The organism is Roseateles sp. P4_D2, assembly GCF_056401875.1.
In genome coordinates, this window is the sequence record NZ_JBFUIM010000005.1 from 1 (window position 1) to 13,770 (window position 13,770).

Sequence of the window (13,770 nt, forward strand, 5' to 3'; positions counted from 1 at the left end):
GCATGGCATGGGGATGTGCAGGCGCGGCGCGCTGGATGCGGCGTAGTGCTCGACGCTGACGCGGATGACGCCGGGCAGCGGCGAGCTCAGCGTCACGGTCAGCGTGGGGCCCTGCAGCGTGTCGCCGCGGTGCTTGATGGGGCGGGTCGTGGCGAGCACGACCAGGCGGTCTTCGTGGACTTCGATCGCATAGGCCTCGGCCGCGTAATGCGCGGCCACGCCCGGCTGATGCATCCACTGTCCGTCAGTGAACTTCATGCTTCTTGATTCCTTGTTGTCTCCGGTCGGCCGGCATTGCATTTGGTCAGACCGAAGTCAAGCATACAACATGCCCGGTCTTACCAAACAAACGGACAAACAAGTCGCAAGGCGAAACAACCGACAGGCCGTTCGCCGCCCCGCCCTCAGTGCAGATCGCACGAAAGCCGCTCGTTGACGCCCTCTCGGCGCAGGTACCGCATCGTTCCATGCCCGCAATGCATAGGGTTAACCCTTGTTGATATGGTGAAAACCCTAATATGCGATCCGTCAACAACGAAGAAAGGGAAACAAATGGAACTGCTGATCGTGACTTTGGTGCTGGCGACGCTGGCGATCGTGGGTCAACTGGGCGACGCCGTGAGTGGCCAGTACAACAGCAAGCGCGACTGAAGTCGCACTGAAACGGGCATGTGAACCGCGTGCCGCAACCGCTCAAGGGCTGCTTCTGCAGCCCTTTTGCTTTTCGGCGCCTATCCACCAATATGAAATCCATATAGCCGCTGGCAAAGATTCGATATTTCAGAACTAGCAGCCCCTCCTAAGCTTTCGGCCGTTCCTGCACCAGTCATGGCCCCATGAGAATCACCAAGCTGACGACCTACCGCCTCGCCCCGCGGTGGATGTTCCTGAAAATCGACACCGATGCCGGCATCAGCGGCTGGGGCGAGCCCGTCATCGAAGGCAAGGCGCGCAGCGTCGAAGCTGCCGTGCATGAGTTCGAGCCCTATCTGATCGGGCAAGACGCCTCCCGCATCAACGACCTCTGGCAGGTCATGTACCGCGGCGGTTTCTACCGCGGCGGCGCCATCCTGATGAGCGCCATCGCCGGCATCGACCAGGCGCTGTGGGACATCAAGGGCAAGGCCCTGGGCGCTCCGGTGCATCAGCTGCTCGGCGGCCTGGTGCGCGACAAGATGAAGGTGTATTCCTGGGTCGGCGGTGACCGGCCGGCCGATGTCATCCGCGACATCAAGCGGCTGCGCGAAGGGGGCTTCGACACCTTCAAGATGAACGGCTCCGAGGAGATGGGCCTCATCGACAGCGCCCGCAAGGTCGACGAAGCCGTGGCCCGCATCGCCGAGATCCGCGAAGCCTTTGGCCACGACATCGAGTTCGGCATCGACTTCCACGGCCGCATCGGCGCACCGATGGCCAAGGTCATGCTGAAAGCGCTGGAACCCTACCGGCCGCTGTTCGTCGAAGAGCCCGTGCTGGCCGAGCAGGACGAAACCTACGCCCGCCTGGCTGAGCACACCGCCATCCCGTTGGCGGCCGGCGAGCGCATGTATTCGCGTTTCGAGTTCAAGCGCGTCTTCCAGGCCGGTGGCCTGTCGATCGTGCAGCCGGATCTTTCTCACGCCGGCGGTATCACCGAGTGCCACAAGATCGCTGCGATGGCCGAAGCCTACGACGTGGCCTTCGCGCCGCATTGCCCGCTGGGGCCCATTGCGCTGGCCGCCTGCCTGCACGTCGACTTCGTGTCGCACAACGCGGTGCTGCAGGAACAGAGCATGGGCATCCACTACAACCAGGGTGGCGAGCTGCTCGACTACGTGCTGAACAAGGAAGACTTCCACATCGAGAACGGCTACATGAAGCCGTTGACCAAACCGGGTCTCGGCGTGGTGGTGGACGAAGAGAAGGTCATCGAGGCCAGCAAGACGGCGCCGGACTGGCGCAACCCGCTGTGGCGCCACGCGGACGGGAGCGTCGCCGAATGGTGATCGACGGCGGCCGCCTCATCGCGCTCGACTGGGGCAGCACGCGGCTGCGCGCCTTCCTGCTGGGCGCCGACGGTGCCGTGCTGGCGACGCGCCAATCCGAGCAGGGCGCCTCGACGCTGGCCGGCGCAGACGCTTTCGCTCAGGCGCTGGCCGCCGTGACCGATGGCTGGCCCGGGCTGCCGATGCTCGCCTGCGGCATGGTCGGCAGCCAGCATGGCTGGCGCGAAGCGCCCTATGCGCCCTGCCCGGCCGACGCCGCCGCGCTGGCTCGCCAGGCATTGCAGGTCGATGCCAAGTTCTGGATCGTGCCCGGCCTGATGCATGACGGCGCCCAACCGGATGTCATGCGTGGCGAAGAGACCCAGATTGTTGGCGCCTTCGCCTTGCATCCCGAGCTGGCCGAACAGGCCTGCCTGGTGCTGCCAGGCACGCATTCGAAGTGGGCGCGCGTCGAGGCTGGCAGGGTGACGGGTTTTGCAACCCACATGACCGGCGAGCTCTATGCGCTGCTGCGCCAGCATTCCGTGCTCGCCCGCCTGATACCTGCGGACGGCAGTTCAGCGCCCTCCTCCCAGGCGTTCCTGGCTGGCGTGGACGCAGCGCGCGAGGACGGGGCCCTGAGCCACCAGCTTTTTGCCGTGCGCACGCTGGGCCTCTTCAAGCGGTTGCCCGCAGAGCAGTTGCCCGACTACCTCTCGGGCCTGCTGATCGGCCACGAGATCGCCAACGAACTGAAGACCGCCACGCCCGAGCGCTTGGCTCTCATCGGCGACCCGGCACTGTGCGAGCGATATGCGCTCGCCCTCGGCCGTTTCGGCATGGACAAGCCGCTGCAACTCGACAACACCGCGCCCGCCGGCCTCTGGCGGCTGGCGCAAACCATGGGGCTTTGACATGCTCGACCAGGCACTGCAACAACTCCCCCTCGTCGCCATCCTGCGCGGCGTCAAGCCCGATGAAGTCGAGGCCATCGCCGACGCGCTCTATCTCGAAGGCTTTCGCGTCATCGAGGTGCCCCTGAACTCGCCCCAGGCGCTGGACTCGATCGCCCGCCTCGCACGCCGCATGCCCAACGACGCGCTGATCGGCGCCGGCACCGTGCTCAGCGCCGACGCGGTGCGTGACGTGCAGATCGCCGGTGGCCGCCTCATCGTCATGCCGCATGCCGACGTCGCCGTCATCCGCGTGGCCAAGGCGCGTGGCCTGGCCTGCATTCCCGGCGCGGCCACGCCGACTGAAGCCTTTGCGGCCCTGCAGGCCGGTGCCGACGCGCTCAAGCTCTTCCCGGCCGAACTGGTCACACCGCCGGTGCTCAAGGCCATGCGTGCCGTGCTGCCGCGCGAGCTGAGCCTGCTGCCGGTGGGCGGCATCACACCCGAGACGATGGCCCCGTACAGGCAAGCGGGCGCCGCCGGCTTCGGCCTGGGCTCGGCGCTCTACAGCCCAGGCCTGACGGCGTCCGATGTGGCACCGCGGGCAAGAGCTTTCGTGCAGGCCTGGCGCGCGCTCTGACGCGCGACAAAAACAACGACACCGGAGACCTCCATGAACCGCATGCTCACGCTGTGCGCAGGCTTGGCGCTGCTCGCTCTTGGCCAGGCCAACGCCGACACGCTGCTCACACTCGATGCCCGCGCCGATGCTCCCGTGCCGACCACCGGCCACCTGCAGCTCGGCACGGCGCGCTCGCCTCAGGGCCAGACGCTGGACGTCAACAGCCAGTACCTGCTGCGCGACGGCAAGCCCTGGCTACCGGTCATGGGCGAGTACCACTACAGCCGCGCACCCGCCTCGCAATGGGACGCCCAGCTGCGCCTGATGAAGGTCGCCGGCATCGACATCGTTGCGAGCTATGTGTTCTGGAACCACCACCAGGAGCAGCCCGGCGCCTTCAACTGGAAGGGCAACCACGACCTGCGCCGCTTCGTGCAGCTGGCCCAGGCCGCCGGCCTGCAGGTCGTCGTCCGGCTGGGCCCCTGGGCGCACGGCGAGGCCCGCTACGGCGGCATTCCCGACTGGGTCGTCGACAAGATGCCCACGCGCGGCAACGACCCCGAATACATGGGCCATGTCGAGCGCCTGTACGCCGAGATCGGCGTGCAGCTCAAGGGCCTGCTGTGGAAGGACGGCGGTCCGGTCGTCGGCGTGCAGCTGGAGAACGAATACAACATCCGCGGCCCTGGCAAGGGCGAGGACCACATCAGCGCACTAAAGAAGCTCGCGCTGAAGGCCGGCATGGATGTGCCGCTGTACACCGTCACAGGCTGGGACGGCACCGTCTACCCGTCCGGCGAGGTCACCCCCGTCTTCGGTGGCTACCCGGATGAGCCCTGGGCCACCAGCACTCGGGAGCTTCCGCCCAAGGAGACGCACGCCTTCCGCTTCAACACCCGCGTCAGCGGCGATCTTGGCGCGCAGACCCAATCACACGCCCCTGGCACTGCCGAGACCGACAAGGACAAGGTGCCCTTCCTCGGTGCCGAATACGGCCCCGGCCTGCCAGCGATGTACCGCCGCCGCACGCTGGTGTCGCCTGACGACATCGCGGCCATGCTGCCCGTGCAGCTGGGCTCGGGCGTCAACCTGTTCGGCTACTACATGTTCCACGGCGGCCGCAACCCGGTCGGCGTGGGCGGCACCGGCCTGGAGGAAAGCACGCTCAGCGGCGGCTACAACGACACGCCACGCATCAGCTATGACTTCCAGGCGCCGCTGGGGCCTGACGGTCAGCAGCGCCCGGTACTGACCAAGCTGCGTCCCTTTCACTATTTCCTGCGCGAACACGGCGCAGCGCTGGCGACGATGACGGTACGCCAGCCCGAGCGCTCGCCGACCAACCCGGCTGACCTGCAGACGCCGCGCTGGTCCGTGCGAAGCAAGGGCGACGCCGGCTTCCTGTTCTTCAACAACCATGTGCGCCAGTACGCCATGCCGGCGCAGGTCGGCGTGCGCTTCGAGGTGCAGCTGCCGGGTGGCACGGTGACGCTGCCGAGCACGCCGGTCGACATTCCCAACGGCGCCTATTTCATCTGGCCCATCAACCTCGAGCTCGACGGCGTGATGCTGCGCCACGCGACGGCCCAACCGGTCACGCGCCTCGACGCGGGCGCCCAGGGCATCGTCCATGTGTTCGCGACGACGGCCGGCGTCTCCGCAGAGTTCGCGCTGCCCGACGGCATCAGGACACTGAAGCCGGACGCGAACCAGCTGCAGCGCATCGGCAGCCGCGACGGCCGCGCCGTCAGCGTGCTGCTGCTGGCGCCGGAACAGGTGGAGCAGTTGAACGTGCTGGAGATTGCCGGGCAGCGCCGGCTCGTTTTCAGCGAGCAGCAGGCCTGGGTGGCGGACGGCAAGCTGCAACTGCGCGGCATCGGGCCGCAGCCGCTTCGCGCCGCCGTCTTCCCTGCCCTGCCCGGGCCGCGTGCGGTCGGCCTGAAGGTCGGCCAGGACGGCCTGCTGCAACGCCTGGAGCTGGCGGGCGACAACGCCCAGCCGACGCTGCAGATCAGCCCCACCCGCCCGGCCCGGGCCGTGCCACCCGTGCTGAAGGGTGGCCTGGCCAAGGCGGCCGTGCAGCCTATTCCTGAGGCATTTGCAGCGGCGGCGACCTGGTCGCTGAAGCTGCCCCAGCCGCTGGCGCCGAACGCGGAGGACGTGCTGCTGGAACTGGACTTCGTCGGCGACATCGGCCGCGTCTTCGCCGGCAGCCGGATGCTGGACGACTGGTACTACAACGGCCAGCGCTGGCAGATCGGCCTGCGCCAGTTCGCGCTGCAGCCTGGTGCCGAATTGCAGCTCAGCGTGCTGCCGCTGCGCGGCGACGCGCCGGTCTACATCGACGCGGCCCATCGGCCCGCCTTCGCCGCCGGCCAGACGCAGGTCGCCGAATTGCGCGGCGCCCGGCTGCTGACGGTCAGGCGTGCAGCGATCGCGCCCTGAGTGACCGGTATTCCGAATCTGGATAGTTAAGCCCGGACATTCGATTTGTGCCGAATGGAACCGCTCCGTAACCTGGACTTCTGATGACATTGAACGGCGACCTTGAACTGACCTTGCCACAGGGCGCCCTTCTTGGTGAGGGCCTGCTCTGGCATGGCGGCCGCTGGTGGTGGACGGACATCGAGGCGGCGACCCTGTTTGCCTGGCAGCCGGGCGCGGCGGGACCGCTGTCATGTCGCCTGCCGGATCGCCTGGGCAGCTTCGCCCACTGCCGCTCGGGCCGCGTGTTGCTGGGCCTGGCCAAGCGCCTGGCTCTCGCGACGTTGGGCGACAACCTGGATCTTGGCCAGCTGCAGACCGCTGCCCCGGTCGACGCCGCCGAGCCGCGCACGCGCATCAACGACGGGCGCACCGACCGGCGCGGCAACTTCGTCTTCGGCACGATGAACGAGGCCCAGGAGCGCCGGCCCAAGTCCACGATCGCCAGCTTCTACCAATACTCCATGGCCCACGGCCTGCGCCGCCTGGCCTTGCCGGCGGTGGCGATTGCCAACAGCATCTGCTTCAGCCTGGACGGCCGCACGATGTACTTCTGCGACACGCTCTCCCAGCGCATCCAGCAGTGCGATTACGACGCCGACACCGCCCAGGTCGACAACGTCCGCCTGTTCACGGCGATGGACCGCGACGACGCCTGGCCCGATGGCTCGGTCGTCGATGCCGAAGGCTGCCTGTGGAACGCCCAATGGGGCGCCGGCCGCGTGGCACGTTACGACCCCGAGGGCCGGCTGATGGGCGTGTTGCGCGCCCCGGCCACTCACACCAGTTGCCCCGCCATCGGCGGTGAAGGCATGGACCAGCTGATGCTCACCACCGCCCGCACGGAGCTGAGCCGCGACGCTCTCGCCGCCCAGCCGCTGTCCGGCAGCCTGTTCGGCTTGCGTCTGCCCACGGCGCTGGGTGTGCCTGACGCCCTGTTTGAAGACTGATGAAAAACTAGGAGACAACGATGAAGATGCAACGACGCGCCGCACTGGCCCTGGCCCTGCTGGCCACCCCCTTCGCGCTGCAGGCGGCCGAACCGGTCAAGATCGGCTTCCTCGTCAAGCAGGCCGAAGAGCCCTGGTTCCAGGACGAATGGCGCTATGCCGAGCAGGCCGCCAAGGACAAGGGCTTCACCCTCGTGAAGATCGGCATCCCCAACGGCGAAAAGATGATGGCTGCCATCGACAACCTGGCGGCGCAGAAGGCCGTCGGCTTCGTCATCTGCGCACCCGACGTGAAGCTCGGCGTGGCCGTCAACCGCGCCGCCAAGCGCCACAACCTCAAGGTCATGTCAGTGGACGACCAACTCGTCGACGGCGCCGGCAAGCCCATCGCCGACATTCCCCACATGGGCATTTCGGGCTACGAGATCGGCAAGCAGGTCGGCCAGGGGCTGCTGGCTGAGATGAAGGCACGCGGCTGGAAGCTGGACGAGGTGGGCGTGCTGCGCGTGGCCTTCGACCAGTTGCCCACGGCGCGCGATCGCACCATGGGCGCGGTGGATGCGTTGAAGGCTGCCGGCGTGCCGGCCGCCAACGTGGTCGACGCGCCCCAGGCCAAGACCGACACGGAGAGCGCCTTCAACGCCGCCAACATCGCCTTCACGAAGAACGCCAAGTTCAAGCGCTGGGTTGCCTTCGGCCTGAACGACGAAGCGGCCCTGGGCGCCGTACGCGCTGCGGAAGGCCGTGGCATCAAGCAGGACGCGATGCTGGCCATCGGCATCGGCGGCAGCCAGACGGCGCTCAACGAGTTCACCAAGCCCACGCCCACGGCCTTCTACGGCACGGTGCTGATCAGCCCCAAGCGCCATGGTTACGAGACCGCGACGGCTGTCTTCGAATGGGCCACGGCCGGCAAGACGCCGCCCCCGGTCACGCTGACCAGCGGCATCCTGATGACCCGTCAAAACCAAGCTGAACTCCGAAAGCAGATGGGCCTCTGACATGGCTTCCCTGCAGTTCGACAACATCAGCAAGGTCTTCCCCGGCGTCAAGGCGCTGAACGGGGTGAGCTTCGAGGCGCGGCCGGGCCAGGTCATGGGCCTGCTCGGCGAGAACGGCGCCGGCAAGAGCACGCTGCTGAAGATCCTCGGCGGGCAGTACAAGCCCGATGGTGGCCGGCTGCTGATCGATGATCAGGAGCGCCACTTCACTTCGGCTGGCGACGCCATCGCCGCCGGCGTGGCCATCATCCACCAGGAGCTGCAGTACGTGGCCGAGTTGACGGTGGCCGAGAACGTGCTGCTCGGCCGCCTGCCGACACGCCTGGGCCTCGTCGACCACAAGGCCGCGCGCCGGCTGGTGGCCGAACAACTGGCAGCCATCGGCGTGGATCTGGACCCGGCCTCGCGCCTGTCGGAGCTGTCCATCGCCCAGCGCCAGATGGTGGAGATCTGCAAGGCCGTCATGCAGGACGCCAAGGTCATCGCCTTCGACGAGCCCACCAGCAGCCTGTCGCACCGCGAGACCGAAATCCTGTTCCGGCTGGTGAAACGGCTGCGCGCCGAAGGGCGCACGCTGATCTACATCTCGCACCGCCTCGAAGAGCTGTACGAGCTGTGCGACGCCTGCACCATCTTCCGTGATGGCCGCAAGATCGTCACGCACGAGGTCATGGCCGAGGTGCCGCGTGAGCGCCTGATCGCCGACATGGTCGGCCGCGAGCTGCAGGATATCTACGACTACCGCAGCCGCCAGCAGGGCCCGATGCGGCTTGAAGCGCGCGGCCTGCAAAGCGACCGCCTGCCCACGCCACTGAGCTTTGCCGTGAGAGCCGGCGAGGTGTTGGGCTTCTTCGGCCTGGTCGGCGCCGGCCGCAGCGAGCTGATGCGCCTGCTCTATGGCGCCGACGCACGCCGCGGCGGTGAGGTGCTGCTCGACGGCCAGCCGGTGCAGGCCCACAGCCCGGCGGACGCCATCGCCGCGGGCATCGTCCTCTGCCCCGAGGACCGTAAGGAACAGGGCATCCTGTCGCACAGCTCAGTCGCCGAGAACATCAATATCAGCTGCCGCCGCCATGGCCTGGCGGGGGGCATCTTCCTGCGCCACGGCCAGGAGGCGCAGCGCGCTGACGACTTCATCAAGAAGCTGCGCATCAAGACGCCGAGCCGCGAGCAGGAGATCCGCCTGCTGTCCGGCGGCAACCAACAGAAGGTCATCCTCGCGCGCTGGCTGGCCGAACCAGGGCTGAAGGTGCTCATCCTCGACGAGCCGACCCGCGGCATCGATGTGGGTGCCAAGAACGAGATCTACAAGATCATCCACGACGTGGCGGCCTCGGGCTGCTGCGTCATCGTCATCTCCAGCGAGCTGCCCGAAGTGCTGGGCATCACCGACCGCCTCATCGTCATGCGCGACGGCCGCATCAGCGGCGAACTGGACCGCGCCAACGCCAGCGAGACCGCCGCACTTGCCCTGGCCTTGCCTGACGGAGCGCCCGCCGCACCACTGCATTGATCATGAACACGACCACTCTCACGCCCCGCCCCGCCATGTCCTCGACGTCCCGCGCCCTGCTCAAGGAACACAGCATGACGCTGGGCTACGGCCTGCTCTTCGTCGTGCTGGCCTTCACCGTCGAGAACTTCTTCTCCAGCGCCAACATCGTCGGCCTGCTGCTGTCGGTCGCCCAGATCGGCATGGTGGCCTGCACCATGATGCTGTGCCTGGCCTCGCGGGACTTCGACCTCTCGGTGGGCTCAACCATCGCCTTCGCCGGCGTGCTCGGCGCCATGGTGCTGGAGCGCACCGGCAGCGTCGGCCTGGCCATCGGCGGCGGGCTGCTGGCCGGCGCGCTGATCGGCGCGGGCAATGGCGTGCTGATCGCCTATCTGCGCGTCAACGCGTTGATCGCCACGCTGGCCACCATGCTGATGGTGCGGGGCCTGGCCTTCATCGCGTCCAAGGGCCAGGCCGTGGGCATCGCCGACGAAGGCTTCATCAGCTTCGGCGACACGAGCTTCCTGAGCCTGCCGCTGCCGATCTGGATGACGGGCTTCAGCTTCCTCATCTTCGGCGTGCTGCTCAATCACACCGTCTTCGGCCGCAACACGCTGGCCATCGGCGGCAACCCCGAGGCGGCACGCCTGGCGGGTGTGCGCGTGGAACGGCTGCGCGTGTGGATCTTCCTGCTGCAGGGCGTCGTCACGGCGCTGGCAGGCCTGATCCTGTCGGCACGCATCACCAGCGGCCAGCCCAACGCGGCCACGGGCTTCGAACTGGACGTCATCTCGGCCTGCGTGCTGGGCGGCGTGTCACTGCAGGGCGGCAAGGCGCGCATCTTCGGCGTCGTCATCGGCGTGCTCATCATGGGCACAGTCGAGAATGTCATGAACCTGCTCAACGTCGACGCGTTCTATCAATACCTCGTGCGTGGCCTCATCCTGCTGGCCGCCGTCCTTCTCGACCAACTGAAGACCCGAGGCGAACGCCGTGGCTGATATGGAGCCCCTCGCCCAAGGATTACCTTGGTCGGTCCCCCGCGGGGACGGCGATGCTTGCGGCATTGAGCCGCAAGCACATCGCCAGCGCGGGCCGGCTAGGGAGCGGCCCGTCGCTCGGCCCGCAAATACGACGAACCGTGGGGCGTTTGCCACGATGGAAAGCTGAGATGAGTTCACGTCTGCAAGGCAAGGTCGCGCTGGTGACCGGTTCCACCCAGGGCATCGGCAAGGCCATCGCCCGGCTCTTTGTCGCCGAGGGCGCCAGAGTCATCCTCAACGGGCTGGCAGCCGACGAGGCGCTGGGCGCGGCGTTGGTGCAGGAGCTGGGCGATGACAACGCCATGTTCATCGCCACCGACATCGCCGATGAAGCCGCCGTGCGCGCGATGGCTGCGCGCGGCGTCGAGCGCTTCGGCACGATCAACGTGCTCATCAACAACGCCGGCATGGACGTCTTCGCCGAGCCGCTGGCGATGACGACGGCGCAGTGGCAACGCTGCTTCGCCGTCGACCTCGACGGCGCGATGCACTGCAGCCGTGCCGTGCTGCCCGGCATGCTGGAGAGCGGCGGCGGCAGCATCGTCAACGTCGCCTCGGTGCACGGCCACCGCATCATCCCCAACGCCTTCCCCTATCCCGTCGCCAAACATGCACTGATCGGCATGACCAAGGCGCTAGGCATCCAATACGCCGCGCACAACATCCGCGTCAACTCCATTTCGCCGGGGCTGATCCTGTCCGAGCGTGTCGTCGAGTGGCTGGCCAACTCACCCGAGGACGCCAAACGGCAGGTCGAGCTGCTGCCGCCCAAGCGCGTCGGCGAGCCCATCGAGGTTGCCTACACTGCGCTCTTCCTCGCCAGCGACGAAGCCCGCTTCATCAACGCAACCGACATCCTCATCGATGGGGGCCGGTCGCAGCTCTATCACGAATGACTGACCCGCGCTCGGATCGCTTTGTCCGCTCCCACCTGAAGACCCGCCAGCTCGTGCTGCTGGTGGAACTCGGTCGGCACGGCTCGATCCTGCATGCCGCCCAGGCCGCCAACCTGACGCAGCCGGCGGCATCCAAGCTGCTGGCCGATCTCGAGCACGCTCTGGGCGTCAAGCTCTTCGAGCGCCTGCCGCGCGGTGTGGCGCCAACCTGGTACGGTGAGGTCATGATCCGGCGCGCCGGCGCGGCCCTGGCCGAGCTGGACGCCGGCCATCAGGAGCTCATGGAACTGCTGTCGGGCCTGTCGGGCCGCGTGGCGGTCGGTTCCGTGCTGACGCCCTCGACGACGCTGCTGCCGGCCGCCATCACGCAGCTCAAGGCGCGCCAGCCGCGGGTGCATGTCGCCATCTCGGTGGACACCAGCAAGCTGCTCATCCAGCACCTGCAGAACGGTGAGCTCGACCTCGTCATCGGCCGGGTGCTGGACAGCGAGTCGGCCGCCCAGCTCAGCTTCGAACCGCTCACCGACGAGCCGCATTGCCTGGTCGTGCGCGCCGGCCACCCGCTGTCCGACCGTCGCGACCTCAGCCTGCCCGAGCTGGCCCGCCAGAGCTGGATCCTGCCGCCCGGCGGCAGCATCCTGCGCGACCGCCTGACCGCCCTGTTCCTGTCCGCCGGCCTGGACCAGCCCCAGCAGACCGTCGAGACCCTGTCCCTGCCCGTCATCACCAGCCTGCTCGGCCAGTCCGACATGTTGTCGGCCCTGCCCGAAGAGCTGGTCAAGCCCTATCTGGAGGCGGGTTTGTTGGCTGTGCTCAACTTCGACCTCGGCCTGCGCATGGACGCGTATGGCATCGTCACCCGCCGCGGCCATCAGCTGTCGCCGGGGGCGGAGCTGATGCTGAACTGCCTGCGCGAGGAAGCCGCGCGGCGCGGCCTGCACACCTGACGCGGCAGCGGCTATCCTGCCCAGTCGGACACTCAGGAAGCCCAGCACCGTGACCTTCTCCTGCGACGTCGCCATCATCGGCGCCGGCACTGCCGGCATGGCTGCCTACCGCGCCGCGCGCGCCCACACCGACCGGGTGCTGCTGATCGAGGCCGCCCACTACGGCACCACCTGCGCGCGTGTCGGCTGCATGCCCAGCAAGCTGCTGATCGCTGCGGCCGAAGCAGCCCAGGCCGTGCGCGAGGCGCATCGCTTCGGCGTGCAGGCCGAGGCGCCGCGCATTGACGGCCGGGCCGTCATGCAGCGGGTGCGGGACGAGCGCGATCGTTTCGTCGGTTTCGTGCTCGAGACGGTGCATGGCTGGCCGGAATCCACGCGGCTTTTCGGCCGGGCGCGCTTCCTCGCCCAAGGCGTGCTGGACGTCGATGGCCAGCGCGTCGAGGCCCGAACCATCGTCATCGCAACCGGCTCCCGGCCCTTCGTGCCGGCGGGCTGGCGCGAACGCCTGGGAGCCAGGCTGATCGTCAATGACGATGTCTTCGACTGGGTCGACCTGCCGAAGTCGATCGCTGTCGTCGGCGCCGGCGTCATCGGCCTGGAACTGGCCCTGGCCCTGCACAAGCTCGGTGTGCGCGTGCGCCTGTTCGCTCGCGGCGATCGCGTCGGGCCGTTGACCGATCCCGAATTGCAGCCGCTGGCCCAGAAGCTGTTTGCCGAAGACCTGCCACTGACGTTGAGCGCCGCGCTGGACCCGACGCCGGACGGCGACCAGGTGCTCGTCGGTGGCGAGCGCTTCGATGCCCTGCTCTGCACTGCAGGCCGCCAGGCCAATCTCGACGGCCTGGGGCTGGAGACCCTGAACCTGCCACGCGATGCCCAAGGCCACCCGCTGATCGACCGCCACACCAGCCAGTGGGGCGGCATGCCGGTCTTCATCGCCGGCGACGTCACCAACGATCGGCCGTTATTGCATGAAGCGTCGGACGCCGGCCGCATCGCCGGCGACAACGCAGCACGCTGGCCCGATGTGCACAGTCGCCCGCGCCGAGCACCGCTGGCGATCGTCTTCAGCGAGCCTCAGATTGCCATCGCGGGGGCGAGTCACTCGGAGCTGGTCGCCACGGGCCGCGACTTTGACGTCGGCCGCGTCAGCTTTGCCGACCAGGGCCGCAGCCGCGTCATGCTCGTCAACCGCGGCGGCCTGCATGTCTATGCGGAGCGCGGCACGGGCCGGTTGCTGGGCGCCGAGATGATCGGCCCTGCCGCGGAGCACCTTGGCCACCTGCTGGCCTGGAGCGTGCAGCGCGGCGACACGGTGCAGCAGATGCTGGACTGCCCCTTCTATCACCCGGTCGTGGAGGAAGGCCTGCGCACGGCGCTGCGCCAGCTGCACAGCGATCTCCACCTGCCTGCGCCGCCCATCGAGAACTGCATGGACTGCGATACCGAGGCCGAGGTCGGCGGCTGACGACGCT

12 protein-coding genes are annotated in these 13,770 nt (G+C 67.8%); 11 read left to right on the forward strand and 1 reads right to left on the reverse strand.

Annotated features, from left to right (window positions below):
- Nucleotides 1-258: hypothetical protein (locus AC1DW0_RS10070; protein WP_477945679.1), on the reverse strand; the 258-nt coding region annotated here is incomplete at its 3' end.
- 578 nt (nucleotides 259-836) lie between these two features.
- On the opposite strand from AC1DW0_RS10070, the gene dgoD reads away from it, so the two are divergent.
- From dgoD to AC1DW0_RS10125, 11 genes are all read left to right on the forward strand, one after another.
- A complete protein-coding gene (gene dgoD, locus AC1DW0_RS10075; protein WP_056202424.1) occupies nucleotides 837-1,985 on the forward strand; it encodes a galactonate dehydratase in 1,149 nt (382 codons plus the stop codon).
- Entirely contained in the window at nucleotides 1,979-2,878 is a 900-nt protein-coding gene (locus tag AC1DW0_RS10080; protein ID WP_477945681.1) for a 2-dehydro-3-deoxygalactonokinase, read from the forward strand. The genes dgoD and AC1DW0_RS10080 overlap by 7 nt, the downstream gene beginning before the upstream one ends.
- A 1-nt stretch (nucleotide 2,879) precedes the next feature.
- Nucleotides 2,880-3,497 (forward strand): 2-dehydro-3-deoxy-6-phosphogalactonate aldolase, encoded by a 618-nt coding sequence (locus AC1DW0_RS10085; RefSeq protein ID WP_457442335.1) that lies wholly within the window; start codon nucleotides 2,880-2,882, stop codon nucleotides 3,495-3,497.
- A gap of 33 nt (nucleotides 3,498-3,530) precedes the next feature.
- Entirely contained in the window at nucleotides 3,531-5,924 is a 2,394-nt protein-coding gene (locus tag AC1DW0_RS10090; RefSeq protein WP_477945683.1) for a beta-galactosidase, read from the forward strand.
- Nucleotides 5,925-6,007: 83 nt separating this feature from the next.
- Entirely contained in the window at nucleotides 6,008-6,913 is a 906-nt protein-coding gene (locus AC1DW0_RS10095; RefSeq protein ID WP_082532932.1) for an SMP-30/gluconolactonase/LRE family protein, read from the forward strand.
- A gap of 26 nt (nucleotides 6,914-6,939) precedes the next feature.
- Nucleotides 6,940-7,914, forward strand: a complete 975-nt coding sequence (locus AC1DW0_RS10100) for an arabinose ABC transporter substrate-binding protein (protein WP_056202562.1) — start codon at nucleotides 6,940-6,942, stop codon at nucleotides 7,912-7,914.
- Nucleotide 7,915: 1 nt separating this feature from the next.
- On the forward strand, nucleotides 7,916-9,427 hold the full coding sequence (araG, locus tag AC1DW0_RS10105) for an L-arabinose ABC transporter ATP-binding protein AraG (RefSeq protein ID WP_056202410.1): 1,512 nt from the start codon (nucleotides 7,916-7,918) through the stop codon (nucleotides 9,425-9,427).
- Between the two features lie 2 nt (nucleotides 9,428-9,429).
- Complete coding sequence (gene araH / locus AC1DW0_RS10110) at nucleotides 9,430-10,410, forward strand: L-arabinose ABC transporter permease AraH (RefSeq protein WP_056202407.1); 981 nt, start codon at nucleotides 9,430-9,432, stop codon at nucleotides 10,408-10,410.
- A gap of 170 nt (nucleotides 10,411-10,580) precedes the next feature.
- Complete coding sequence (locus tag AC1DW0_RS10115; protein WP_056202404.1) at nucleotides 10,581-11,348, forward strand: SDR family oxidoreductase; 768 nt, start codon at nucleotides 10,581-10,583, stop codon at nucleotides 11,346-11,348.
- Nucleotides 11,345-12,295: a LysR family transcriptional regulator gene (locus AC1DW0_RS10120; RefSeq protein WP_056202403.1), complete on the forward strand. Its 951-nt coding sequence runs from the start codon at nucleotides 11,345-11,347 to the stop codon at nucleotides 12,293-12,295. The genes AC1DW0_RS10115 and AC1DW0_RS10120 overlap by 4 nt, the downstream gene beginning before the upstream one ends.
- A gap of 49 nt (nucleotides 12,296-12,344) precedes the next feature.
- Nucleotides 12,345-13,763, forward strand: coding sequence for a dihydrolipoyl dehydrogenase (locus AC1DW0_RS10125; protein WP_235532064.1), 1,419 nt, complete (start codon nucleotides 12,345-12,347; stop codon nucleotides 13,761-13,763).
- The last annotated feature ends 7 nt before the right edge of the window (nucleotides 13,764-13,770 follow it).

Bases quoted from the DNA above. Each gene is read 5' to 3' on its own strand.
- AC1DW0_RS10085 (WP_457442335.1), top strand. From the start codon at position 2,880: ATGCTCGACCAGGCACTGCAACAACTCCCCCTCGTCGCCATCCTGCGC.
- AC1DW0_RS10120 (WP_056202403.1), top strand. From the start codon at position 11,345: ATGACTGACCCGCGCTCGGATCGCTTTGTCCGCTCCCACCTGAAGACC.
- araH (WP_056202407.1), top strand. From the start codon at position 9,430: ATGAACACGACCACTCTCACGCCCCGCCCCGCCATGTCCTCGACGTCC.
- AC1DW0_RS10090 (WP_477945683.1), top strand. From the start codon at position 3,531: ATGAACCGCATGCTCACGCTGTGCGCAGGCTTGGCGCTGCTCGCTCTT.
- dgoD (WP_056202424.1), top strand. From the start codon at position 837: ATGAGAATCACCAAGCTGACGACCTACCGCCTCGCCCCGCGGTGGATG.
- AC1DW0_RS10080 (WP_477945681.1), top strand. From the start codon at position 1,979: ATGGTGATCGACGGCGGCCGCCTCATCGCGCTCGACTGGGGCAGCACG.
- AC1DW0_RS10100 (WP_056202562.1), top strand. From the start codon at position 6,940: ATGCAACGACGCGCCGCACTGGCCCTGGCCCTGCTGGCCACCCCCTTC.
- araG (WP_056202410.1), top strand. From the start codon at position 7,916: ATGGCTTCCCTGCAGTTCGACAACATCAGCAAGGTCTTCCCCGGCGTC.
- AC1DW0_RS10115 (WP_056202404.1), top strand. From the start codon at position 10,581: ATGAGTTCACGTCTGCAAGGCAAGGTCGCGCTGGTGACCGGTTCCACC.
- AC1DW0_RS10095 (WP_082532932.1), top strand. From the start codon at position 6,008: ATGACATTGAACGGCGACCTTGAACTGACCTTGCCACAGGGCGCCCTT.